The organism is Microbacterium barkeri (genome assembly GCF_027921765.1).
GTDB lineage: Bacteria > Actinomycetota > Actinomycetes > Actinomycetales > Microbacteriaceae > Microbacterium > Microbacterium barkeri.
This window is the reverse complement of sequence record NZ_BSEJ01000005.1, coordinates 212,947-235,809: the sequence shown is the minus strand read 5'-3', so window position 1 is coordinate 235,809 and position 22,863 is coordinate 212,947. Positions and strand designations below refer to the sequence as shown.

The 22,863-nt window shown below is 73.9% G+C and carries 27 protein-coding genes; 14 read left to right on the top strand and 13 right to left on the bottom strand.

Annotated elements, in window-relative coordinates; all coding sequences use genetic code 11:
* From PKE79_RS07500 to PKE79_RS07480, 5 genes are all read right to left on the bottom strand, one after another.
* Positions 1–530: hypothetical protein (locus PKE79_RS07500; protein ID WP_271173063.1), on the bottom strand; the 530-nt coding region annotated here is incomplete at its 3' end.
* Positions 531–939: 409 nt separating this feature from the next.
* Positions 940–1,458 carry a substrate-binding domain-containing protein gene (locus PKE79_RS07495; RefSeq protein ID WP_271173062.1) on the bottom strand — a complete coding sequence of 173 codons (519 nt, stop codon included), beginning with the start codon at positions 1,456–1,458 and terminating at the stop codon, positions 940–942.
* Between the two features lie 23 nt (positions 1,459–1,481).
* Positions 1,482–1,913 (bottom strand): hypothetical protein, encoded by a 432-nt coding sequence (locus PKE79_RS07490; RefSeq protein WP_271173061.1) that lies wholly within the window; start codon positions 1,911–1,913, stop codon positions 1,482–1,484.
* Between the two features lie 99 nt (positions 1,914–2,012).
* The gene (locus PKE79_RS07485) at positions 2,013–2,672 is read right to left on the bottom strand and encodes a FadR/GntR family transcriptional regulator (protein ID WP_271173060.1); all 660 of its coding nucleotides are present in this window, start codon (positions 2,670–2,672) and stop codon (positions 2,013–2,015) included.
* The gene (locus tag PKE79_RS07480) at positions 2,669–3,397 is read right to left on the bottom strand and encodes an SDR family oxidoreductase (protein ID WP_271173059.1); all 729 of its coding nucleotides are present in this window, start codon (positions 3,395–3,397) and stop codon (positions 2,669–2,671) included. Before PKE79_RS07480 ends, PKE79_RS07485 begins: the two co-directional genes overlap by 4 nt.
* 28 nt (positions 3,398–3,425) lie before the next feature.
* Between PKE79_RS07480 and PKE79_RS07475 the strand changes: the two genes are divergently transcribed.
* The 6 genes from PKE79_RS07475 to PKE79_RS07450 all read left to right on the top strand — a co-directional run bounded on the left by PKE79_RS07475 (position 3,426) and on the right by PKE79_RS07450 (position 11,734).
* Positions 3,426–4,178: an SDR family NAD(P)-dependent oxidoreductase gene (locus tag PKE79_RS07475; protein ID WP_271173058.1), complete on the top strand. Its 753-nt coding sequence runs from the start codon at positions 3,426–3,428 to the stop codon at positions 4,176–4,178.
* A gap of 68 nt (positions 4,179–4,246) precedes the next feature.
* A complete protein-coding gene (locus PKE79_RS07470) occupies positions 4,247–5,455 on the top strand; it encodes a glycosyltransferase family protein (protein WP_271173057.1) in 1,209 nt (402 codons plus the stop codon).
* A complete protein-coding gene (locus PKE79_RS07465; RefSeq protein WP_271173056.1) occupies positions 5,445–6,668 on the top strand; it encodes a glycosyltransferase in 1,224 nt (407 codons plus the stop codon). The genes PKE79_RS07470 and PKE79_RS07465 overlap by 11 nt, the downstream gene beginning before the upstream one ends.
* Positions 6,668–7,861: a glycosyltransferase family 4 protein gene (locus tag PKE79_RS07460; RefSeq protein WP_271173055.1), complete on the top strand. Its 1,194-nt coding sequence runs from the start codon at positions 6,668–6,670 to the stop codon at positions 7,859–7,861. Before PKE79_RS07465 ends, PKE79_RS07460 begins: the two co-directional genes overlap by 1 nt.
* Positions 7,858–9,636, top strand: a complete 1,779-nt coding sequence (locus PKE79_RS07455) for an ABC transporter ATP-binding protein (RefSeq protein WP_271173054.1) — start codon at positions 7,858–7,860, stop codon at positions 9,634–9,636. The genes PKE79_RS07460 and PKE79_RS07455 overlap by 4 nt, the downstream gene beginning before the upstream one ends.
* Positions 9,629–11,734 carry a phosphotransferase gene (locus PKE79_RS07450; RefSeq protein ID WP_271173053.1) on the top strand — a complete coding sequence of 702 codons (2,106 nt, stop codon included), beginning with the start codon at positions 9,629–9,631 and terminating at the stop codon, positions 11,732–11,734. The genes PKE79_RS07455 and PKE79_RS07450 overlap by 8 nt, the downstream gene beginning before the upstream one ends.
* 216 nt (positions 11,735–11,950) lie before the next feature.
* Here the strand turns inward: PKE79_RS07450 and PKE79_RS07445 are convergent, their stop codons facing one another.
* Positions 11,951–12,334 (bottom strand): hypothetical protein, encoded by a 384-nt coding sequence (locus PKE79_RS07445; RefSeq protein ID WP_271173052.1) that lies wholly within the window; start codon positions 12,332–12,334, stop codon positions 11,951–11,953.
* Between the two features lie 127 nt (positions 12,335–12,461).
* Between PKE79_RS07445 and PKE79_RS07440 the strand changes: the two genes are divergently transcribed.
* From PKE79_RS07440 to PKE79_RS07430, 3 genes are all read left to right on the top strand, one after another.
* Entirely contained in the window at positions 12,462–13,955 is a 1,494-nt protein-coding gene (locus PKE79_RS07440; RefSeq protein ID WP_271173051.1) for a sensor histidine kinase, read from the top strand.
* Positions 13,930–14,595 (top strand): response regulator transcription factor, encoded by a 666-nt coding sequence (locus PKE79_RS07435; protein WP_271173050.1) that lies wholly within the window; start codon positions 13,930–13,932, stop codon positions 14,593–14,595. Before PKE79_RS07440 ends, PKE79_RS07435 begins: the two co-directional genes overlap by 26 nt.
* Before the next feature lie 117 nt (positions 14,596–14,712).
* Positions 14,713–14,856, top strand: a complete 144-nt coding sequence (locus PKE79_RS07430) for a hypothetical protein (protein WP_271173049.1) — start codon at positions 14,713–14,715, stop codon at positions 14,854–14,856.
* A 17-nt stretch (positions 14,857–14,873) separates the two neighbouring features.
* On the opposite strand, the gene PKE79_RS07425 is transcribed toward PKE79_RS07430, so the two are convergent.
* Complete coding sequence (locus PKE79_RS07425; protein WP_271173048.1) at positions 14,874–15,500, bottom strand: HD domain-containing protein; 627 nt, start codon at positions 15,498–15,500, stop codon at positions 14,874–14,876.
* Between the two features lie 139 nt (positions 15,501–15,639).
* Positions 15,640–15,840: a hypothetical protein gene (locus PKE79_RS07420; RefSeq protein ID WP_271173047.1), complete on the bottom strand. Its 201-nt coding sequence runs from the start codon at positions 15,838–15,840 to the stop codon at positions 15,640–15,642.
* A 248-nt stretch (positions 15,841–16,088) separates the two neighbouring features.
* Between PKE79_RS07420 and PKE79_RS07415 the strand changes: the two genes are divergently transcribed.
* From PKE79_RS07415 to PKE79_RS07405, 3 genes are read left to right on the top strand one after another with little or no spacing between them, the layout of a single operon-like run.
* Entirely contained in the window at positions 16,089–16,301 is a 213-nt protein-coding gene (locus PKE79_RS07415) for a multidrug transporter (RefSeq protein WP_271173046.1), read from the top strand.
* Positions 16,302–16,311: 10 nt separating this feature from the next.
* Entirely contained in the window at positions 16,312–16,806 is a 495-nt protein-coding gene (locus PKE79_RS07410) for a SixA phosphatase family protein (protein WP_271173045.1), read from the top strand.
* Positions 16,806–17,186, top strand: a complete 381-nt coding sequence (locus PKE79_RS07405) for a YciI family protein (RefSeq protein ID WP_271173044.1) — start codon at positions 16,806–16,808, stop codon at positions 17,184–17,186. The genes PKE79_RS07410 and PKE79_RS07405 overlap by 1 nt, the downstream gene beginning before the upstream one ends.
* A 4-nt stretch (positions 17,187–17,190) precedes the next feature.
* On the opposite strand, the gene PKE79_RS07400 is transcribed toward PKE79_RS07405, so the two are convergent.
* Both PKE79_RS07400 and PKE79_RS07395 read right to left on the bottom strand, forming a co-directional pair.
* The gene (locus PKE79_RS07400; RefSeq protein WP_271173043.1) at positions 17,191–17,745 is read right to left on the bottom strand and encodes a Dps family protein; all 555 of its coding nucleotides are present in this window, start codon (positions 17,743–17,745) and stop codon (positions 17,191–17,193) included.
* 98 nt (positions 17,746–17,843) lie between these two features.
* Positions 17,844–18,179, bottom strand: a complete 336-nt coding sequence (locus PKE79_RS07395; RefSeq protein WP_271173042.1) for a winged helix-turn-helix transcriptional regulator — start codon at positions 18,177–18,179, stop codon at positions 17,844–17,846.
* 79 nt (positions 18,180–18,258) lie between these two features.
* Here PKE79_RS07395 and PKE79_RS07390 point away from each other — a divergent pair, with 79 nt between their 5' ends.
* Positions 18,259–18,909 (top strand): FMN-dependent NADH-azoreductase, encoded by a 651-nt coding sequence (locus tag PKE79_RS07390; protein WP_271173041.1) that lies wholly within the window; start codon positions 18,259–18,261, stop codon positions 18,907–18,909.
* A gap of 42 nt (positions 18,910–18,951) precedes the next feature.
* On the opposite strand, the gene PKE79_RS07385 is transcribed toward PKE79_RS07390, so the two are convergent.
* On the bottom strand, positions 18,952–19,836 hold the full coding sequence (locus PKE79_RS07385; protein ID WP_271173040.1) for a LysR family transcriptional regulator: 885 nt from the start codon (positions 19,834–19,836) through the stop codon (positions 18,952–18,954).
* A 113-nt stretch (positions 19,837–19,949) separates the two neighbouring features.
* On the opposite strand from PKE79_RS07385, the gene PKE79_RS07380 reads away from it, so the two are divergent.
* Entirely contained in the window at positions 19,950–20,885 is a 936-nt protein-coding gene (locus tag PKE79_RS07380; RefSeq protein WP_271173039.1) for an aldo/keto reductase, read from the top strand.
* A 281-nt stretch (positions 20,886–21,166) separates the two neighbouring features.
* Here the strand turns inward: PKE79_RS07380 and PKE79_RS07375 are convergent, their stop codons facing one another.
* Both PKE79_RS07375 and PKE79_RS07370 read right to left on the bottom strand, forming a co-directional pair.
* The gene (locus PKE79_RS07375; RefSeq protein WP_271173038.1) at positions 21,167–21,775 is read right to left on the bottom strand and encodes an ATP-binding cassette domain-containing protein; all 609 of its coding nucleotides are present in this window, start codon (positions 21,773–21,775) and stop codon (positions 21,167–21,169) included.
* A 215-nt stretch (positions 21,776–21,990) separates the two neighbouring features.
* Positions 21,991–22,863: an ABC transporter permease gene (locus PKE79_RS07370; RefSeq protein ID WP_271173037.1), complete on the bottom strand. Its 873-nt coding sequence runs from the start codon at positions 22,861–22,863 to the stop codon at positions 21,991–21,993.

The following is a 22,863-nucleotide window of genomic DNA, read 5'->3' as shown; positions in this document are numbered from 1 at the left end:
GGCCCTCGAACAACTCGCCCTCGTCTACCCCGAGCGCATCGAGCCCTACCTCTGACCCCGAGGACCCAACTCCTTACACACACAACTTGACAAGCTCGCGCCGCCGGCTCGACCCCGAGCAGGCCCGCTTCCACCGCCGCGGCCACCGCCGGGTGCGCGGGCGGGACGGGGAGCCCGGTGGGGCTCTCCAGGTCGCGGGTGGCTTCATCCAGCCGCACCCGCGCGGACACCGCCGGCGCGGGGATCCCGGTGAGCCGCTCGAGCAGTTCCCGCCCGTCCCGGCAGCCCAGCTCTCCTGCGAGGGGCCGTTCCAGGCCCCGCCGGGACCGCCACGCGACCTCCCCTGCCGCCCGCACCCGCAGCGCGTCCACGACCCGCCCCAGCTGCTCCACCTGCGCGGTGAATCCCGCGAGATCCCCCGACGCCACCTCCCCCACCCGTGTGAACAGCCCGTCCAGCAACCCGACCGCGGCGCACACCGCGCCGGCCGGATCATCCTGCCCCTCATCGGGCGCCCATGGGAAGGCCATACCCCATGATAGAACACAACTACGATCAGCCGCAAGACATTTCTCGAAGATTCTTCGAAGATTTCTCGCTCTCCGAGCCCTGTTGTGTCAATGGATCCGTGTGGGAACCTTACCGTGAAGCACCGACATTGATCCGTGTAGGTAAGTGGAATGCTTATGTATAGCCACCGCGAGCGAGACATGCTCCGTTCGCGCGTGTCCTGCGTGCGCGCGGCTGTCTCGAGGCGGCGGCTCCCGGGATCGGCTTGCGGCGTTTCGACTGCGCTCGCTGGCGCTCGCTCCGCTCAACGACCGAGAAGAGAACCTCGCTCCGCTCAACGACCGAGGGGGTGAACCTCGCTCCACTCAACGACCGAGGGGGGTGAATCCCGACCCGCTCGCTCCGCTTAACGGCCGAGACAGTGAACCCTCACACCACGTCGCGCGCCGTGGACGCGCGGAGGTGGTAGATCGTCTGGAGCACCCTCGGCGCTTCCGGCGGGCGCCCGGAGATGATGTCGTGCAGCATCTCGACGAGCGCGTTGCCGATCTCGCGGTGCGGATGCTCGAGGGCCGAGATCGCGGGGTGTCCGAACCGCGTCTGCGCCGAGTCGGATGCCGCGACGACCATCGTGTCGGCGGGAATCCGCAGGCCGGCTTCCCGCAATCCGGCCGCCGCACCGGCCGCATGTCGGCCGGTGAGCGAGACGATCGCGTCGACGGGACCCTCCTTGAGGATGGCCGGCACGAGCGCCCTCGCGCGAGCGGCCTGCTCGTCGTCTTCGGCGGCAACCCGACCGGTGTCGCGGTGTACTGCATCTTCACGTGCCTCGTGCTCGGGGGCTGCACCCTGCTTCTCCGAGAGGGCGCGCACCGCAGCGTCGAGGAGCTCGAGGACACGGCGGCCCCGCGCGAAGCCCAGCCCGCGTGAGGCGAGGGAGGGCGGCACGCCGCCCTCCCTCGCCACGAGTGTCAGCTCGTCGCGCGGCGCACGAGCTCGGAGACCCGTTGCTCGACCTCCGGCGTCCACGCGAGCACCGCGAACGCGGTCGCCCACATGTCGCCGTCGTCGAGAGCGGCACGGTCCTCGAAGCCGATCGTGGCGTACCGCGCCTTGAACTTCGCCGCCGGCTGCAGGAAGATGACGATCTTGCCCTCGGCGTTCGCGAAGCCCGGCATTCCGTAGTAGGTCTTCGGCACGAGGTGAGGCGCGACGTCCGACACCACTCGGAAGAAGCCCTCCGCGAGCGTCCTGTCGGCGTCCTCGAGCTTCGCGATGGCGTCGCGCACGGCCTTCTCGCCCGCCGCGCGGCTCTTCCCCGCCTTCTCCTGCTCGCGCAGCTCCTTCGCGCGCTGCTTGACGGCGTCGCGCTCCTCCTTGCTGAGGCCATCCGATGCGGTCATCCCTGCTCTCCTCTCGGTCGGGTTCGTCCCTGATGAACCCAGGCTAGGGATGGCGCGGGGCCGCGGCTTCTCGATTCCTGACCGATGCGCGGAGGGCGATCACGGGGCGTCGGCCGCCGCGATCGCGTGCGCCGCGGCCGCCGCGCGCTCGCCATCCCCGGCCGTGATCGCCTCGGCGAGCTCGAGATGGCGGCGGGCCGCCTCGAGCGAGATGTGCGCGGCGTCGGGCGCGCGCGGGGGAAGCGACTCGGCGAGGAGGCCGCCGAGCGCCCGGAAGAGGCTGTTGCCGGATGCCGCGAGCACGGCCGTGTGGAGGGCGCGGTCCTCGGCGACGAACGCCCCGCGGTCGGCTCCTGCCGCCGCCGACCAGAGGGCGCCGGCCCGCGCGGCGATCTCGGCGCGGTCCGACGCCGAGGCCGCCGAGGCGGCCGCGCGCGCGGCGGCCGGCTCGATGAGAGCGCGCAGCGCGGTGAGCTCGGCGGTCACGGCATCGCGCGCCGGTCCGGCGAGACGCCACCGCATGACCTCCGGCGCGAGCCGCTGCCACCGCTCCGGGTCGGCGACCTCGAAGCCGATCCGGCGCCGAGGGGCGACGAGCCCGAGCGTCGCGAGCGCGCTCATCGCCTCGCGCGCCGCCGGCCGCGAGACGCCCGTGCGCTCCTGCACGGCCTCGAGGGTGAGCGCGGTTCCGGGCGCGAGCCGCCCGGCGCAGATGTCCGCGCCGAGGGCGTCGACGACGCCCGCGACGAGCGAGGTCATCGCGCGACCGTGCTAAGCGGGCTGATCACGAGCTCGTCGATCCGCACGTGCGGCGGGCTGTCGAGGATGAACCGGATGGCCCGCGCCACGTCGGCGGGCGACAGCATGACATCGAGGGCGGCTCCGCGCGGCGGATTCGGGCGCTGGCGCAGGAACTCCGTGTCGATGTCGCCCGGGCACACGATCGACGCGCGCACCCCGTGCGCTGCCTCCTGCTCGTTGAGCGAGTCCGAGAGCGCGCGGAGGCCGCGCTTGCTCGCGCGATACGCCACGCCCGCCCCCGGGGAGGTCGTCCAGGCCGCGATCGACGAGACGATCACGACCGTGCCCGACGCCGCCCGCAGGGCAGGCAGGGCCGCGTCGATCATCCGGGCGGGCGCCGTGAGGTTCGTCGCGACGATGGCCTCGAACTCGTCCATGCGCTGATCGGCCCACGCGCGGCGGGGCGCGTTGAGGCCCGCCGAGAGCACGAGGTCGTCGACCGGCCCGATCTCGTCGAGCAGGGCGCGCGGGTCGTCCGCCGTGACGTCGAAGGCGCGCGCCGTCACCGCGGCGCCGGCCGCGCGCGCGGCGTCCGCGGCCTCCGCGAGGCGGTCGGCACGGCGGCCGAGCAGCACGAGGTCGTGCGTCGCCGCGAGCGCCTCCGCGACGGCGCGTCCGGTGCCCGAACCGGCGCCCGTGACCAGCACGCGACGCTTTGAAGTATGATCTGAACCCGTCACCATGCAATGAAGTATGACATGAGGAGATCGGATGTCCGAGAGCAGGACCGTCATCGTGACCGGCGCGGGCCGCGGGATCGGCGCCGTCATCGCCCAGCGCCTCGCCCGCGAGGGCGACACGGTGTTCGCACTCGACCGCGACGTCGCCGAGGTCGGCGAGGGCATCACCGGCATCGCGTGCGACATCACCTCGGACGCCGACGTGGCCGCCGCCGTCGAGCGCGTGCTCGCGGCGACCGCGCGCATCGACGTCCTCGTGAACAACGCGGGCATCAACCTCACCGGCCCGCTCGAGACCGCCGATCTCGACGCCGTTCGCGCCTGCTTCGACGTGAACGTGGTGGGCCTCCTCCGGATGTGCCAGGCGGTGATCCCGACGATGAAGCGCGCAGGCACCGGGCGCATCGTGAACGCGGCGTCCTTCGCAGCCATCGTGCCGGCGATCGGCGGCGGCGCCTACGCCGCGACGAAGTCGGCCGTCGTCCAGCTCACCCGCGTGCTCGCCGGCGAGCTCGGCCCGTGGGACATCACCGTCAACGCCTACGCGCCGGGCATGGTCCCGACCGCGATGAACGGCTTCGCGGACATGCCCGCCGCGCAGCAGGACGAGCTGCTCGACACGCTCACCCTCCGCCGCTGGGGAACGGCCGACGAGGTGGCCGACGTCGTCGCATTCCTCGCGAGCCCGGCGGCGCGCTACGTCACCGGCACGCTCATCGACGTGAGCGGCGGCAAGCTCGCCACCCAGATCCCCGCTCGCGCGCACCGCGCCGCGGAGGCCTGACGGGCGTCTAAGACTCTCCTCACGTTCCCATCACAGGCGCCTCATGGCGCAGCGCCATCGTGGAGTCCGTGAGAGACGAGACGAGACGCCGCACCCCGATCCGCGACACGACGGATGGCCAGGGCCGCCTGCGCGTCGCGCTCTATTCGCACGACGCACAGGGCCTGGGTCACATCCGCCGCAACCTCGCCATCGCGCATGCGCTGAGCGGGATGGACGAGGCGCCCGACCTCCTGCTCCTCACGAGCGCTCCCGACGCCGCTCACGCGGGACGGCCATCCGGATGCGACATCGTGTCGCTGCCCGCGCTCGCGAAGGACGGCGCGGGGAGGTACGGCGCGCGGCACCTCTCGGTCGACCCGGCGCAGCTCTCCGAGATGCGGACCGCCGTGCTGCACGCCGCCCTCGCCTCGTTCCGCCCCGACGTGCTCATCGTCGACAAGCACCCGCGCGGCTTCCGCGGCGAGCTCGAGCCCGCCCTCGACGCCGTCCGCGCGCACGGCGCGCGCGTCGTCCTCGGCATCCGCGACGTGCTCGACGACGCGCACACCGCGGCGCGCGAGTGGCGCGAGGCCGAGGGGGCAGCGGCGCTCGCGGCCTGGTACGACGAGGTGTGGGTCTACGGCGACCGCGACGTGCACGACCCCCTCGCCGGGCTCGAGACCCCCGCGCGCGTGCGATACACGGGCTACCTCGCGCACGGGCGCCCGGCGCCGCGGATGCGCACGCGCGCCGACGAGCCGTTCGTGCTCGCGATGGTCGGCGCGGGGCAGGATGGCGCGCACGTCGCGCACGCCTTCGCCCGCTCGCGCCTGCCGGAGGGACATCGCGGTGTCGTCATCGCCGGCCCGCACATGCCCGACCCGGCGGTGCACGCGCTGCGCGCGATCGCGGCCGAGCGCGACGATCTGCGCGTGGTGCGCTCCGCGCCGGACGCCGCGGGCCTCATCGCGCGCGCCGCCGCCGTCGTCGGGATGGGCGGCTACAACACGGTGTGCGAGGCGCTGGCCGCGAGAGCGCCGCTGCTCGTCGTGCCGCGCGTCGAGCCGCGCCTCGAGCAGCTCGTGCGCGCCGAGGCGCTCGCGCGGCGCGGCGCCCTCGACGTCGTGCTCCCGGACGACCTCTCGCCCGACGCGATCTCCGCGTGGACCGCGCGCGCCATCCGCCGCGCGCCGCGACCGGCGCCGCCCATCGACCTCGACGGCCTCAGCCGTCTGCCCCGCCTGTTCGCCGACCTCGTCGGCATGCGCACCGAGGAGAGCCGCCATGTCGCATGAGCGCACCGCCGAGCGGATCGGCTACGTCGTGAAGATGTACCCGCGCTTCTCGGAGACCTTCATCGTGTCGGAGATCATCGCGCGAGAGGAGCGCGGCGCCGACCTGCGCATCTTCTCCCTGCGCCCCACGGTCGACGTCCGCTTCCACGACACCCTCGCGCGAGTTGCGGCGCCGGTCGAGCAGATCCCCCGGCCGACGCGCGTGTCCGAGCTGTGGGAGCTCCTGGGCGAGGCGCACGGCGTGCTGCCGCGCGTGCCGCACGTGCTCGAGGAGCTGCTCGCGGCCGACGTCGCGGACGCGGCCCAGGCCATCCAGCTCGCGATCGCGGTCGAGCGCGAGGGCATCACGGCGCTGCACGCGCACTTCGCGAGCCTCGCGACGACCGTCGCACGCCTGGCCTCCCTCCTGACCGGGGTGCCGTACTCGTTCACGGCGCATGCGAAGGACCTCTTCCACGAGAGCGTCGACCCGCAGGACGTCGATCGGAAGATCGCCGACGCGTCTCATGTCGTGACCGTGTCGGACTTCAACCTGCGGCACCTGCGCGAGCGCTACCCCGCGGCGGCTCGCACGCCCATCCACCGCGTCTACAACGGCCTCGACCTCGACCGCTTCCCGTACGCGCCGGGCCGACCCGCCTCGCCCTCGATCGTCGCCGTGGGGCGGCTCGTCGAGAAGAAGGGCTTCGCCGACCTCATCGCCGCCGTGCACCTTCTGCGCGAGCGCGGGCGCGCCGTGCCGTGCCGCATCGTCGGGGCCGGCGAGCGCGAGGGAGAGCTGCGCGCGCTCGTCGGCGCGCTCGGCCTCGACGACCTCGTCACGTTCACGGGCCCGCTGCCGCAGGGCGAGGTGCGGGCCGAGGTCGCGCGCGCGAGCGTGTTCGCGGCGCCGTGCGTCGTCGGGTCGGACGGCAACGCCGACGGCCTGCCGACCGTGCTCCTCGAGGCGATGGCCCTCGGCACGCCCTGCATCTCGACCGACGTCACGGGCATCACGGAGGCGGTGCGGCACGTCGAGACGGGCCTCGTCGTGCCGCAGCACGCTCCCGCGGCGCTCGCGGCGGCGATCGCGCGCGTGCTCGACGACCCCGCGTTCGCCGAGGCCCTCGCGCGGCGAGCCAGGGCGCTCGTCGAGAGCACCTTCGACGTGCGGCGCCAGGCGCGCGAGCTCGACGAGATCGCCCGCGCCCGCTCGCTGCAGGAGGTGGCCTGATGCGCATCGCGTACGTCTGCGGCGACCCGGGCATCCCCGTGTTCGGCGCGAAGGGCGCGTCCGTCCACGTGCAGGAGGTGCTGCGCGTGCTCCTCGCCGCCGGCCACGAGGTCGACCTCCACTGCCGGCGGACGGGCGGCGAGCCTCGCGGCGCCCTCGCCCGCGCGCACGACGACGGACGCCTCCGGGTGCACCCCGCTCCCGTCACGGGGGAATCCGACGTGCGCCAGCGCGAGCGGATGCTCATGGCCGCGGAGGAGAGCACCCGTCGCGCTCTCCTCGCCGCGCACGCCGATCGGCCGTTCGACCTCGTGTACGAGCGGTACGCGCTCTTCGCGATCGCGGGCACGTCGTTCGCGCGCGAGGCCGCCATCCCCTCGATCCTGGAGGTCAACGCGCCCCTTCCGATCGAGCAGGCGCGGCACCGCTCCCTCGTGCACGCCGACACCGCCGATGCCGTCGCGCGCGCCGTGATCTCCGATGCCTCGCTCGTGGCGTGCGTCTCGGAGCCGGTCGCGGCCTGGGCGCGCACGCAGGCGCCCGCCGCCCGGATCGTCGTCGAGCCCAACGGCGTCGACATCGACCGGTTTGCGACGCCTTCGCGATCCGCCGGCCGGCCGTTCACGGTCGGCTTCGTCGGCACGCTCAAGCCGTGGCACGGCACGGCGCATCTCGTCGACGCCTTCGCCCTGCTCACACGGAGGCGCCCGGATGCGCGCCTCGTGATCGTCGGCGACGGGCCGGAGCGCGCCGCCCTCGAGCGGCGCGCGGTCGAGCGCGGCGTCGCCGACCGCACGGTGTTCACGGGCGCCGTCGATCCCGCCGACGTCCCCGAGCAGCTCGCCGCCCTCGACGCGGCCGTCGCGCCGTACCCCGCGCACGGAGACCCGTACTTCTCTCCGCTCAAGGTGCTCGAGTACCTCGCCTCGGGCGCGGTCGCGGTCGCATCGCGGGTCGGCCAGCTCCCCGAGCTCGTCGCGGATGGCCGCACGGGGCTCCTCGTGCCGCCCTCCGATCCCGAGGCGCTCGCGGCGGCCCTCGCCCGCCTCGCCGCCGACCCGGGGCTGCGCCGGTCTCTCGCCGACGCCGCGCGAGACGACGTGGCGCAGACCCGGACGTGGCGGCACGTCGTGCGCCGGACCCTCGGCGCGGCCGGCCTCCCTCTCGACCCGGACGAGGAGGCGGCGGCGTGAGCCGTCGGCGCGGCGACGCCGAGGCGGGGCGCGGGCGGCGCCTCGTCCGCTTCCTCCGGCCGTACATCCGCCCGCAGGCCGGGCTCGTCGCGGGCGGGTTCGTCGCCATGCTCGCGGAGGTGGCCTTCCGGCTGCTCGAGCCGTGGCCGCTCAAGGTCGTGATCGACGCCGTGATCGCGCCGGGTGCGGCGCAGGAGCCGGGCATCCTCACCCTGCTCCTCCTGTGCGCACTCGCCGTCGTCGCGGCGGCCGGCCTGCGCGCGCTCGCGTCGTACCTCATGACGGTGTGCTTCGCCCTCGCCGGCACGCGGGCCATGAACGCCGTGCGCGCAGACGTCTTCGCGCATGCGCTGCGCCTGCCCCTGCGGTTCCACACCGGAACCCGCTCGGGCGACCTCATCAACCGGCTCGTCTCCGACATCGGCAAGCTCCGCGACGTCGCCGTCACGGCCGCGATGCCGCTCGTGGGCAACGTCGTCACGCTCGTCGCGATGCTCGCGGTCATGCTCGTCCTCGACTGGCGCCTGGGTCTCGTCGTCGCCGCCGCCCTCCCCGTCTTCCTCCTGCACTCGCGCCGCGCGTCGCGCCGGATCACCGACGCCGCGCGCGTGCAGCGGCGCCGTGAGGGCGAGATCGCGGGCACGGCGGGAGAGTCGTTCGGAGCCATCAAGGTCGTGCAGGCCTACACGCTCGAGGGCACGCTCGAGCGCGACTTCGCGCGGTCGAACGAGCGGGAGCTCTCCGAGGGCGTGCGCGCGACCCGGCTGTCGGCCGGGCTCGAGCGCGCGACCGATCTGCTCGTGGGCGTCGCGACCGGCGCCGTCCTGCTCGTCGGCGGCTGGAGCGTGCTCGAGGGCCACCTCACCCCGGGTGAGCTCGTCGTGTTCGTGCAGTACCTCAAGGGCGCGTTCAAGCCCATGCGCGACCTCGCGAAGTACACCGGCCGCATCGCGAAGGCCGCGGCCTCGGGCGAGCGCATCCTCGACCTCGTCGGGACGCGCAGCGACCTGGCCGACCTGCCCGGTGCCCACCGCATGGGAAGTGTCGCGGGTGCGGTGACGTTCCACCGCGTGTCCGCCTCGTACGGCGACGGCGAGCCCGCCCTGCACGAGGTCGACCTCGACATCGCCGCCGGCGAGCGGGTCGCGATCGTCGGGCACTCGGGGTCGGGCAAGTCGACCCTCGCGTCGCTGCTGCTGCGCCTCCAGGACCCCGTCCGCGGGTCGGTCATGATCGATGGCCGCGACCTGCGCGCCTACACGCTCGCCTCCCTGCGCAGCGGCATCGCGATCGTCCTGCAGGAGTCGGTGCTGTTCACGGGCTCGATCCGCGAGAACATCCGGATGGGCCGCCCCGACGCGACCGATGCGCACGTCGAGCGGGCCGCTCGCGCGGCGGGCGTCGACGAGTTCGCGGCGCGGATGCCCGAGGGCCTCGACACGCTCGTCGGCGAGCGCGGCGACACCCTCTCGGGCGGCCAGCGCCAGCGCATCGCGATCGCGCGAGCCGTGCTCCGCGACGCGCGCATCGTCATCCTCGACGAGGCCGCGACGGGGCTGGACGCCGCGAGCGGCGCCGCCGTGCGGGCCGCGCTCGATCGGCTGAGCGAGGGGCGGACGACGCTCGTCATCACGCACGCGCTCGAGGACGCCCTCGCGTGCGATCGCATCGTCGTGCTCGAGCGCGGCAGGATCGTCGAGCAAGGGCGTCCGGACGAGCTGCTGGCCCGCGCGGGGTCGCGGCTGGCGATCCTCAACGAGGCCGCCCGTGCGTGACCCGATCCCGCACCTCGCGCCCGCCGATGCGGCGCTCGCCGCGCGCGAGACCGCGCTGCCGGGGCTTCCCCTCGTGCTCGATGCGGCCACGCTGCACCGCGCTCTCGAGGCCGCGGGAGTCCCTGTTCAACGCGTCGAGACCACGTACCTGCGTTTCAAGCCGGGCACCTCGGCGGTCGCGGGCGTGCGCATCGAGACCCCGAGCCGGTCGATCCGGGCGCAGGCGGTCGCGTATCCCGTCGGCGTCCACCGGAAGCTCGAGCGGATGGCCGCGCACGCGGGCGACGGCCTCCTCCTGCTCGACGCCGAGCGGGGGATCGCGGTGGTCGACGCGGCCGCCGACCGCGCGCTCCCGGGCATCCGCGTCGCGCTCGAGCGGCATCCGGACGCGGAGGTGCTCGTCTACAAGCCGGGCCGTCGCTGGGTCGCGCGCTGCGCAGCCTGCCGCGTCATCGTCAAGGTGCACGCGCCCGATCGCGCGGCGTCGGCCATCCGGGCGCAGCATCGCGTCGAGACGCTCGTGCCGACCGCCGCGCTCGTCCGCGCCGACGCGGCCGTCGGGCTCGTCGAGACCCACCTGCTCGCCGGAACGCCGCTGCCGGAGATCGCGGCCCCGGAGGCGGAGCATCGCGTGGGCGGAATGCTCGCGCGGCTGCACACGGCATCGGCCCGAGAGGGCGAGCCGGCGGATGGCGCGCGTCTGCCGGAGATCGAGCGCGCGCACGCGCGCGCACTCGACGCCGCGGCGTCGGGGGTCGCGGCCGTGCTGCCCGCCCTCGAGGATCGCGCGCTCCGCGCGGCCGCCGCCATCCGATCGCTGCTCGAGGAGCGGCGCGTCCGCACCCTCGTGCACGGCGACTGCTCGATCGACCAGGTCATCGTGGGCCCCGACGGCCGCCCGTGGCTGATCGACCTCGATCGGGCGGGGGAGGGCGACCCGCTGTCCGACCTGGGCTCGTGGGCCGCCGATGCGATCGCCCGGGGCGAGAGCGCGTGCCGCGCGGGCGCCGCGCTCGTCGCGGGGTATCGGGAAGCGGGCGGCGCCGTCGACGAGGCGGCCCTGCTCGCCCACACGGCCGCCGGTCTGCTGCGGCGCGCTGCCGAGCCGTTCCGCGCGAGGGCCGCCGACTGGGACGCCGAGGTCGCGCACCTCGTCGCCGAGAGCGAGCGCCTCGTCGGGCTCGCGGCGCTGCGCGCGGACGCGGCGCTTCCCGGGGCCGCGGCGGTCGAACCGTTCGCGTCGGCGCGCGTCATCGCGCATCGGCCGGGGCGGCGCGCGGTCCTCCGCCGAGCGGACGGCGACTTCGTGAAGCTCGTCCGGCCCGCACGGTTCGCCGAGGTGGCGGAGCGCGCCGAGCGCGTCTCGGGCCTGCGCACGCTCCGGTCGCCCCGGGTGCTCGCGCGCGACGACGCGGCCGGTGTCCTCCGCCTCGCGAGCGTCGGCGAGCGGACCCTCCTCGACGCCGGAAGCGACCCGTCCGTCTCCGACGACGCGCTCGTCGCGGTGTGGACGCGCGTCGGAGCCGGACTCGCCGAGCTGCATGCGCTCGACCCCGCGGGGCTCCCGCGCCACGGCGTCGCGGACGAGATGCGCGCCATCCGCCGTGCCCTGGCGTCCGCCGACGGCGCGCTCGATGGCGACGATGTCGCCGACGCGCTCGCCGCGGTCGAGGCGGCGCTCGCGGCGGATCCGCCGGAACGCGTCGACGGCGTCCTCCATCGCGACCTCCACGACAAGCAGCTGCTCGTGCCATCCGGGTCGTTCACCGCGCAGGACCTCGCGGCGGGGCGCACGCGCGTCGGCCTCATCGACGTCGACACCCTCGCGATCGGCGAACGCGCGCTCGATGTGGCGAACCTGCTCGTGCACCTCGAGCTGCGGGTGCTGCAGGGGCTGCTGCCGACCACGCGGGCCGACGCCGCCGGCCAGGCCTTCCGCCGCGGCGTCGGCGACGGCCCGCTCTGGGCGCGCGTGCCGGCGTACTCCGCCGCGGCGCGGCTGCGGCTCGCCGGTGTCTACGCACAGCGCGACGGATGGCACGACGTCGCGCGCGCCCTGCTGCGGCGAGTCGGGAGCCCCGTCACAACGGGGCGGTGAGGCCGGGGCCGCGTGGGCGGCGGGCGTTCGCCGCGAAGTGCGGCGAGTCGGGGGAGGAGTGGGGTGCTCGGCGAAGCCGCTTGCCGCGAAATGCGTCGAACGGGCCGCTCTTCGACGCGAAGTGCGGCAGGTCTCGAACGGCCTTGCCGCGAAACGCGGCAACCGGCGAGCTGTTCGCCGGCAAGCGCGGCGAACGCCCGAGGCGGGTCCGGTGGCTCAGTCCTCGTCGACGTCGTCCGCGTCGTCGTCCACGTCCACGTCCGTGTCGTCATCGACGTCGGTGTCGGGATCGTCATCGACCTCGACGGGGGGAGCCGGCGGCAGGTGCTCGGGCTCGGTCTGGGCCGGCGGCGCGGTCTGCTCGGGCGGTGCGGATGTCGGCGTCGGCGTGGGCGTGGGCGTGGGCGTTGCTCCGCGCTGGTCCGAGCGGAGGTCGCGGCCGACGGCCCCGCCCGTGTAGTCGCCCGTGACCGCACCGCCGTCGAGGATCTGTCCGCCATCCGTGCGCTGCTCGAGCGCCTCCGACGCGACCACGACGCCGCCGGTGAGGGCGAGCAGGCCGATGCCGCCGATGATGGTGTACGCGATCGCCTTCCGCATCGTGGCTCCTCCCTCTCCCCTCCAGGATGCGCGCCTCGCCTAAACGGGTCGACAGCCGCACATGAGACAACCCTTATGGTCGCCGGATCCGAGCGATCGCGCGCGCCTCGGCGACGATACTGGGACCGTGGCGGACGGGAACGGCGGACCGAGGCGGCGGCGCGTCGTCTCGGTGCGCGTGCGCCTCATCGCCGTCATCACCATCGTCGCGGCGCTCGGGATGGCCGCGGTCGGCCTCGCCGTGTACATCGTCGAGCAGGCGACGATCATGGCTCAGATCGACGACCGCCTCCGCGCGAACCTCGACTCCGCCCGCTTCATCGTGGCAGGGACGCCCGAGGAGCCGCAGGCGTGGGAGTCGTCGCGCGAAGCCGCTGAGGACATCGTGCGGCGGATGAGCCCCGACGACAACACGGGGGTCGCGGGCGTCGTGGACGGCAAGGCGGCGTTCGTGCCCGGGGTGCCGCTCGACGTCGACCTCCGCAGCGCGCCCGGATTCATCCCGTTCGCGGTGCGGACGACCGCCGGGCGCGAGCCCGTGCTCGGGACGTACGCCGAGGAGGGCGTCGTCTGGCGCTTCCTCGCCACGCCCGTCGAGGTGCCCGGCGCGCCCGACGCCGAGAGCGTGCTCTTCGTCATGGCCTACGACGTCGAGGCCGAGCTGTCGGAGATCAACGGCCCGGCTCGGGTGTTCTTCGTCGCGGGCGGCATCGTGCTCGTCGTCATCGCGGGGGTCGGCACGGTCGCGGCCGGTCGTCTGCTGCGCCCGCTGCGGCGCATGCGCGAGACGGCGGAGCGCGTGTCGGCCCAGTCGCGCTCGGAGCGCCTGCCGATCGAGGGGCGCGACGACGTGTCGGAGCTCGCGGCGACGATGAACGCCATGCTGGATCGACTCGACGACGCGCTCGACTCGCAGCGGCAGCTGCTCAGCGATGTCGGCCACGAGCTGAAGACCCCGCTCACGATCGTGCGCGGGCACGTCGAGCTGATGGACCCCGCTGACCCCGACGACGTGCGCGAGACGCAGCAGCTCGCGGTCGACGAGCTCGACCGGATGAGCCGTCTCGTGCAGGATCTGTCGTCCGCGGCGGCGCTCCACGGGCCATCCCCCGTCGCCCCCGAGCCGACCGACGCGGCGGATCTCGTCGCGCAGATCGTGCGCAAGGCCCAGGCGATCGAGGGCGCGGATGTCGCCGCCGGACCGATCGCGGATGTCGTCGCGCCGCTCGACGCGGCCCGCATCACCCAGGCCGTGCTGCAGCTGGCGCAGAACGCCGTGACCCACGGCGGCGGGCGCTTCGTGATCGGCAGCAATGTCGAGGAAGGTCGCCTCGCCCTGTGGGTGCGCGATTACGGCCCTGGCGTCCCGGACGACGAGAAGAAGGCCGTGTTCGAGCGCTTCCGGCGCGGACGCGGACGCGAGCGCGCGGCAGGGAGCGGCCTCGGCCTCAACATCGTGCAGGTCATTGCGCGCGCCCACGGCGGTCGAGCTCGCGTGACGGACGCCCCGGGCGGCGGCGCGCTGTTCGCGATCCTCGTGCCGCTCGCGCCCGACGACGAGGACACGCCGCCGCACGCGGACGGAAGGAGCCACCGTGGCATCGATTCTCATCGCCGATGACGAGCAGCGCATCGCGGGGTTCATCGAGAAGGGCCTGCGCGCCGCCGGCTTCGCGACCCGCGTCGCCGCCGACGGCGTCGAGGCGCTCGAGCTCGCGCAGACCGGCGAGTTCGACCTGCTCGTCCTCGACGTGAACATGCCGCGCATGAACGGCTTCGACGTGCTCGAGAACCTGCGCGGCTCGGGCTCGCGCATGCCGATCATCATGCTCACCGCGCGCACCGATCTGGGCGACACCGTCGCAGGGCTCGAGGGCGGGGCCGACGACTACATCGGCAAGCCGTTCCGCTTCGACGAGCTGCTCGCGCGCATCCGCCTCCGCATGCGCCGCGACGAGGAGGTCGCTCCCGCGGCGGGCGCCCTGCGTCATCGAGACCTCACACTCGATGTCCGCACCCGCCGCGCCGTCATCGACGGCGGGCCGTCCGTCGACCTCTCCGCGCGCGAGTACGCCCTCGCGGAGGAGCTCATCCGGCACGCCGGCCAGGTGCTGAGCCGCGAGCAGCTGCTGAGCCGGGTGTGGGGCTTCGACTTCGACCCCGGGTCGAACGTCGCCGACGTCTACATCGGCTACCTGCGCCAGAAGCTCGGGGCCGACCGCATCGAGACGGTCCGCGGTGCGGGCTACCGGCTCGTGTGAGCTCTCACAGCGCTCCGACACGTGCGCCGGGCTGTCAACCCCTCGCCCCGGGGTCGCGGTCGGCGTACCGTGGCGCGCAGCCGGACGCGATCCGGGGAGATGTCGCGGAGGAATCCCATGAGCGATGGCGGACAGCACAACACGCAAGGCGTCCCCGACGAGAACGCCGAAGCCGACACGGCATCGGGCGGCGCGCCCGAGGAGCCGGACGAAGGCGACGACTTCTCCGAGGCCTCCGACGAGGAGCCCTCGGGCGAGTGATCTGCCCGGTCGCGCCGCTACGCGGAGCCGTGCGGCGCGACCAGGCGCTCCCACGTGCGAGCGCCCGCGTCGATCCGACCTGACGCGTCGAGTCTGCGCGCCGACGAGGTCGGCTTCCGCTCGGCCTGATCGTGGATGCGCTGCGCGAAGTCCGTCGAGAAGGCGCCTCGCGGCAGGTGCGACTCCACCGCGACGAGCAGCGCGGCATCCCACTTCTCGGGGGCGACGCCCGAGACGTCGAGGCTCGTGGCGACCTCGAGGAGGTGCGATTCCACGTCCTCGTCCGGATCGACCGCCGTCCACATGTGCCGCACGATGATCTCCTGGACCCGCTCCCTGCGTGCGCGCGGCCATCCTGCGCCGGCGGCGAAGGCCCATCCCGCCGCCCCGCCCGCCGCCTCGAACGGGACGACATCGGCGTCGAACTCCGCGACGAGCCCGAGATCGTGCAGCATCGTCGCGACGTACAGCAGCTCGGCGTCGTAGGGGAGGCCCAGCGCGTCGCCGAGCGTCGATGCCCACACCCATGAGCGCAGGCAGTGCCGCACGAGCTCGGGCGGCGACCAGGCCTCGAGCACCTCGCGGGCACGTGCGGCGACGGGAGTGGGCGGCGCGATGAGCGCGTCGATCTGTGCGGGCGACATGGGGTCCTCTCGGTCTCGCCTCCACTCTCGCGGGCGGATGGCGCGGCTCGTGAGGCGATTCCGGTCAGCATCCGGAGGAATCGCGTCACCAACGGCGCGACGCGAACTCAACGACGCCGAGCTTCGTCCCGACGCGTGATCACCCGCGGTCGACCGCGGCCATCGCCTCCGCGAGCTCGGAGAACGCGCCGACGCGCTCGGAATGAGCGTCGAAGGCGAGGAAGCGGCCATCCGGCCCCTTCTCCACGAAGCCCATGAACATTCCGTCTCGATTCGCGACGTGGAGTCCCTTCTGGACGCGGCTCCAGGTCGTGTGCGTGCCGTGATCGGCGATGGTCATCGCTGTGTCTCCTTCTCTCACCGGTGCGCACGGAGAGTGCTCCGGCAACGCGGTCGTCGTTGACCGCGTCACGACTCTATGCGCGACCTCCGACAGGCGGAGGAGGCTTGTGGACGCGCGACCGGGGTGGTATTCACACGCTCCCGCCCCTGCTCGAGAGCGAGCCGGTCGCACCCGCGCAAGGGGGAGACAGCAGGCGGTGTCATCGCCTAGCGTCGGCGGAGCAGGCCACGATCGGAGGAGGCGCCATGGGACAGGACGAGATGACCGATGAGGAGAAGCGTCGCGACCAGCTCACGTCGGCGCCCGACGCGACCGAGGAGGACACGAAGCCGCGCATCGAGGTCACCCGCCGCGAGGGCGTGACCCGCATCGACGTCGCGGAGGACGCCGCGGTGCGCCCCGGCTTCGGCGAGCCGGGCGAGGCGGCGGACGCGCAGGAGGGCGGTGACCGCGCGTAGCATGCCGAGCATGCTGCGCCTCCTGCTCCTGCGCCACGCGAAGTCCGACTGGCCCGAGGGGGTCGACGACGTCGACCGCCCGCTGACGCCGCGCGGCGCAGCCCAGGCGCGCGACGTCGGCGCGTACATGCAGGAGCACGGGCTCATCCCCGACCGCGCGGTGGTCTCGATCGCCCAGCGCACGCGCGAGACGTGGGCGGGTGTCGCGTCGCCGTGGCAGGAGGCGCCGCCCGTGCAGTTCGACGACGACGTCTACGCGGCGTCCGCGCGGCGGCTGCTCCAGGTCATCCGCGAGCAGGGCGGCGACGCGCGCACGCTCCTGCTCGTCGGGCACAATCCGGGCGTCCACGATCTCGTCGCGACGCTCGCGGCAGAGCGCGACCGCGTCCCGCTCGCGTACCCCACCGCGACGCTCGCGGTGCTCGAGCTGCCGGTCGACGGATGGCCCGAGGTCGACGCCGGGACGGCGCGCGTCGAGCGCGTCGTGGTCAAGGGCTCGGACTGATGCCGGACCCGAACATCCCTGACGCGTTCGACGTCTTCACCGTGGTTCTCCTGCGGCGCCCTGCGGACGCGCCGGAGATGACCGAGGACGAACTCGACGCACTGCAGGCCCGCCACCTCTCCTACCGGGCGCAGCTCGCACGCGACGGCGCGACGGTCGCGAACGGCCCGTTCCTCGCGCAGAGCGACGAGACCCTGCGCGGGATGTCGGTCTTCGCGCGCTCGCCGGAGGAGGCCGCGCGGCTGTCCGCCGCCGATCCGTCCGTCATCGCGGGGCGGCTGTCGTTCGAGGTCGTCGAATGGTGGGTCGCCGCAGGCTCGATCGCGTTCCCGAGCGCGACCGAGCCCGTCGGCGACCGGAGGCCTCTGCCCGCCGACTGAACCGTCAGCTCGCGCGCGGCGTGCGGTTCTCGGCGCTGACCATCCAGGACAGCTGCTCGAGCCGCTCGAGCACGGCGTGGAGGATGTCGGCGGTCGTCGGATCCTCCTCGTCGACCGCGTCGTGCACCTCGCGGCACGTCTGGCAGACGGCGTCGAGGCGCTCCGTGATGAGGTCGATCACCTCGGTCGTGGCGATCTCGCCCTGCGGGAACTCCGGGAGCGACGTCGTCTCGGCGACGGTGTCGCTGCGTCCGTCGGGGAGCGCGTGCAGCGCGCGCATGCGCTCGGCGATCGTGTCGGCGAACTCGCGCGCCGCGGCGATGATCTCGTCGAGCTGAAGGTGGGTGTCGCGGAAGTTGGTGCCGACGACGTTCCAGTGCGCCTGCTTGCCCTGCAGCGACAGCTCGATGAGGTCGACGAGCACGGACTGCATGTGCCCGCTGAGCTGCTCGGAAGCGGTGAACCCCTTCTCGGCGTTCTGCTCATCCGTCAGCTCGGCTCCCGAGCGGGCGGGGCGGCGGCGGTTCTTCGGGGTGGACTGCTGCTTCTTCTCGGCCATCGTGTTCCCTTCCGTGTGCCTGGGCCCAGGCTACGGAGCGCACGGCGGGCTGTCGCGGCCTTGTCGCGCGCGCCCGCTCGTGTTACCGGTGTCGTCGGTCACGGGGCGGCGCGCAGATGCGCCGAGGCCCACTCGCCGAGCTGCTCGAGCACCGGGATGAGCGCCTCGCCGGCCGGTGTCAGCGTGTAGACGACCGATACCGGAGGGCCGGCATGCACCTCGCGCGAGACGAGGTCGACCGCAGCGAGCTCGGCGAGCCGGTCGGAGAGGACGGCGTCGCTGATGCCCGCCACTCCGCGCCGCAGGGCCACGAAGGAGAGGGGGCCGCTGCTGAGCGTGTCGACGATCATGCCGTTCCAGCGCTTGCCGAGCACCGAGAACGCGAGCGAGACGGCGGCGTCGCACGCCGGTCCGCCGTGCTCGGTCTCCGCCATGCAGCCATCCTACCTGTGCTACTGTCGCGATAGCCGCTCTGCTTTTCAGAGTGACTCATCGAACCTGATCGGAGCACCCATGACCCTCTTCCGCCTGGATGCGAGCATCCTCCCCGCGACCTCCGCCAGCCGCTCCCTCGGCGACCTCGTCGAGTCCGAGTGGACGGCGGCGCACCCCGATGACGTCGTCGTGCGCCGCGACCTCGCCGCCGAGCCCGTCTCGGCCACCGTGTGGCAGAACGCCGTGACGGCGGGCTTCGTGCCCGAGGCCGATCGCACCGAGGAGCAGCGCGCAGCGCAGGCGCTCGCCCGCGCCTTCGCCGACGAGCTCATCGACGCCGACGCCCTGCTCTTCACCGTGCCTCTCTACAATTACGGCGTCTCGCAGCACTTCAAGACCTGGTTCGACGTCGCCTACACCGACCCGCGCATCGACCCGCAGGGCACGGCGCTGCGGGGCAAGCCCGCGACGCTCGTGACCGTGCTCGGCGGCAACTACGCGCCCGGGACGCCCAAGGAGGGCTGGGACCACTCGACGGCGTGGCTGCGCCGCGTGCTCGAGGATGTCTGGGGCCTGGACCTGCGGGTCGTCCAGCGGCCGTTCACGCTCGTGGGCGTGAACCCCGCGCTCGACGCCTTCGCCGACGTCGCGGCGGACCTGCGGGCGGCGGCCGAGGACGCCGCCCGCGTCGCCGGCCGGGAGCTCGCGGAGTCCCTCCAGGCGGTGTGAGGTCGTGAGGAGGGGCGCTGTCTGGCGTCCCTCCTCACCGCGTCACCGCGCGGGTGCCGCCTGGGTCCGCACGAGCTCGAGCGCGAGGGCGGTGGCCGGCTCAGACGGACGCCGCGCGATCGCCGAGACGACCCACGGCGGCGCATCCGCGGGCATCGGCCGCACCGCGAGCGCTGCGGCCTCGGGCTTCGCCCCGACGTGCGCGGGCACGATCGCCACGCCGAGGCCCCGGCGCACGAGGTCGATGAGCGTGTGGACGTCGCCGGTGGCGCACCGCACGCGCCGCGCGATGCCGCGCGCGGCGCAGACCGCGTCGTTGAGCGAGCGCACCGCCCACGACCCCTGGAAGTCCACGAAGTCGACGTCGTCGAGGTCGGCCCACGAGACGGGCTCCGCGCCCGAGAGCGGATGGCCGGGCGGCGTCAGCAGGACGAGCGGCAGGCGACCGAGCTCCTCCCGGTGAAGCGAGCCGAGGTGCTCCGTCGCCGCGACGAGACCGAGGTCGAGGTCGCCCTCGCGGACCCGCGCGGCGAGCTCGTGCGACCCGGCCTGCGCGAACTCGAGCTCGACGAGGGGATGGCGCAGGTGGACCTGCTCGAGCAGGCCCGAGACATCCACGAGGCCGAGGCACTGCTCGGCGCCGATGCGCAGCCTCCCGCTCAGCTCCTCCGTGGCGCGCGCGACGGCGCCGCGCGCTGCGGACGCCTGCGCGAGCATCGAGCGCGCGTGCGGCAGGAGCGCGCGGCCGGCCGGCGTCGTCTCCACCCCGCGGGGCGAGCGCGTGAAGAGGTCCGTGCCGAGCTCGGCTTCGAGCGCCCGGATGGCCGCCGACAGGCCCGACTGCGAGATGCCGCAGACGGCGGCCGCGCGCGTGAACTGCTGCTCGTCGGCGAGGGTGACGAGGTACTCCATCTGGCGCAGATCCATCAGCACTACTCCTTCTGGCAGGCATCTGCTCCAGTTGTTGGATTTCTGCCGCACCGCTCCCTATCGTAGGAGCGCCCGCGGCGCCGTCGCCGGGCGGCACCGGAAGGACACCCATGAAGACCGTCTCCCTCGGCCCCGGAGGCCAGCAGGCTCCCAACGTCATCGCGGGGCTCATGCGCATCTCCGACAAGACCGACGCGCAGATCCGCGAGCTCGTCGACACCGCCCGCGAGGCCGGCATCGACTTCTTCGACCACGCGGACATCTACGGCACCGAGCTGCACCAGTGCGAGCGCCGCTTCGCCGAGGCGATGCGCCTCACGCCGTCTGAGCGCGCCGAGCTCACGATCCAGACGAAGTGCGGCATCGTGCGCGAGGGGCCGTACTTCGACTTCTCGTACGAGCACATCGTCACGTCGGTCGAGGAGTCGCTGCGTGCTCTCGACACCGACTACATCGACGTGCTCCTCCTGCACCGCCCGGATGCGCTCGTCGAGCCCGACGAGGTCGCCCGCGCGTTCGACGAGCTCGAGGCCGCGGGCAAGGTGCGCGCATTCGGCGTCTCGAACCACACGCCGCGTCAGATCGACCTGCTCAAGACGGCCGTGCGCCAGCCCATCGTCGCCAACCAGGTGCAGCTCTCGATCACGCATGCGCCGATCATCACGCAGGGCATCGCGGCCAACATGCTCGGCGTCGAGCAGTCGCAGGTGCTCGACGGCGGAGGGCTCGTCGAGTACAGCCGCATCAACGGCATCACGCTGCAGGCGTGGTCGCCCTTCCAGGCCGGCTTCTTCACCGGCGTGTTCCTCGGCTCGGAGGCGCACCCCGAGCTGAACGCCGTGATCGACCGCCTCGCCGCGCAGTACGGCGTCGAGCCGATCGCGATCGCGACGGCGTGGATCACCCGCCACCCCGCGGGCATCCAGGTCGTCCTCGGCACGACGACACCGGCCCGGGTCGCGGCGGCCGCGCAGGGCAGCGACATCCCGCTCACGCGCGCCGAGTGGTACGAGCTCACCCGCGCGGCGGGCCACATCGTCCCGTAGGGCGGCTTCGCGGGCCTGCCGGGAGGCCGGGCGGGCCTGCCGGGAGGCTGGGCGGCCTGCCGCCCAGCCGACGACGCGGGTCCGCCGGGAGGCCGGGCGGCCCGTCGCCAGGAGGATCACGCTTTCCCAGGACGGATACGACAGAACCGTCCTGGGAAAGCGTGATCCTCCTGCTTTGAGGGCCGCGGTGCCGACGTCGGACCGGAGGTGGCGGCCTGTGTGTGCGGGTGCGGGTCGACGCGCAGGCCACGTGGTGCCCGGCCGCCCCGCGCCGGCGCGCGTCAGTCGACGACGCGGCCCTCGGCCATCCGGATGGTGCGGCGCGCGAGGGCCGCGACATCGTCGGGATCGTGACTGACGAGGATGGCCGTGCGCCCGGCGAGGACGCGCGCGAGGACCGCGCGCAGCTCGGGCCGGGCCGTCGCGTCGAGCGCGGTCGTCGGCTCGTCGAGCAGGAGAACGGCCGGCTCGGCCGCGAGGGCCCGGGCCAGGGCGACCCGCTGCGCCTGCCCTCCGGAGAGGTCGGATGCGCGGCGCTCGGCGAGGTGCCGTACGCCGGTCTCGAGAAGCCAGCGCTCCGCGGCGTCGCGCGCGGCGGAACGCGACAGGCCGGACGCGCGCGGGCCGAACGCGACGTTGTCCCGGACCGTGAGGTGGGGGAAGAGCAGCGTCTGCTGCGTCATGAGGGCGATGCCGCGTCGATGCGGCGGAACCCAGCGGCGTCCGTCTGCCAGGGGCGCCCCTTCGAGCACGACGGCGCCCGCGTCGGGGCGGATGAGCCCCGCGACGAGCTCGAGCGCGGTCGACTTGCCCGCGCCGTTCGGCCCCACGATCGCGACGGTCTCCCCGCGCGCGACGTCGAGGTCGACCGCGACCCCGCGGCCCGTCACCCGTGCGTGCACCTCGAGGAAGCGAGCCGCGTCATCCGGGCTCTGCCGCGTTTCGGGGCGACCCGGGGCGGGTTCGCCGTGTTTCGGGGCAGGGCCTTGCGGGGGTTGCCGCGTTTCGGGGCGACTCGGCGTCGGTTCGCCGCGTTTCGCGGCGAACCCGGTGGGACCCGCCTTGGCCCCGGGGCCATCCTCGAACCCGCCCGCCTCCTCGTCGCTCACGGCTGCCCCCTCCGCGGACGATACGCCAGCACGACGCCGCAGACCGCGAGCGCGATGAGCACGAGCGACAGCGCGACCGCCGAGGCGCTGTCGCTCTCCCGGACGAGATACACCTCGAGGGGAAGCGTGCGGGTGACGCCCTGCAGGCTCCCGGCGAAGGCGAGGGTCGCGCCGAACTCCCCGAGCGCACGGGAGAAGGAGAGGATGGCCCCCGAGAGGATGCCCGGCGCGATGAGCGGGAGCGTCACGCGCCACAGCACCCGCCCCGGCGATGCCCCCAGCGTCGCCGCGACCGCGGCGTAGCGCGTGCCGGCGGAGCGCAGCGCCCCCTCCACGCTCATCACGAGGAACGGCAGGGCGACGAACGTCTGGGCCATGACGACCGCCACCTCGGTGAACGGGATCTGGATCCCGAACGGCGTGAGCGCCTGCCCGACGAGCCCGCGGCGCCCGAACGCGTACAGCAGCGCGATGCCTCCGACGACCGGAGGCAGCACGAGCGGCACGAGTGCGAGCGCGCGCAGCGCCTTCAGCCCGGGGAAGCGCCCCCGCGCGAACACGGCCGCCATCGGCACGCCGATGAGCAGGCACAGCGCGGTCGAGACGAGGGCCGTCCGCAGGCTCAGCGCGAGGGCGTCGCGCGCGGCCGCCCCGGTCAGCAGGTGCCAGAAGTCGCCCCACTCCGCGCGCAGCACGAGGGCGGCGAGGGGCACGAGGATGAGCGCGAGCCCCAGCGCGGCCGGAATCCACAGCCAGCGCGGCAGGTCGGTGGCGATCGGCCGCGGCGCCCGGACGGATGGCCGCACCGCGGCGGTCTCGGGCGGTCGCGGGGCGCCGGCCGCCGCGCCTCTCTCCTCGTGCTGGACCAT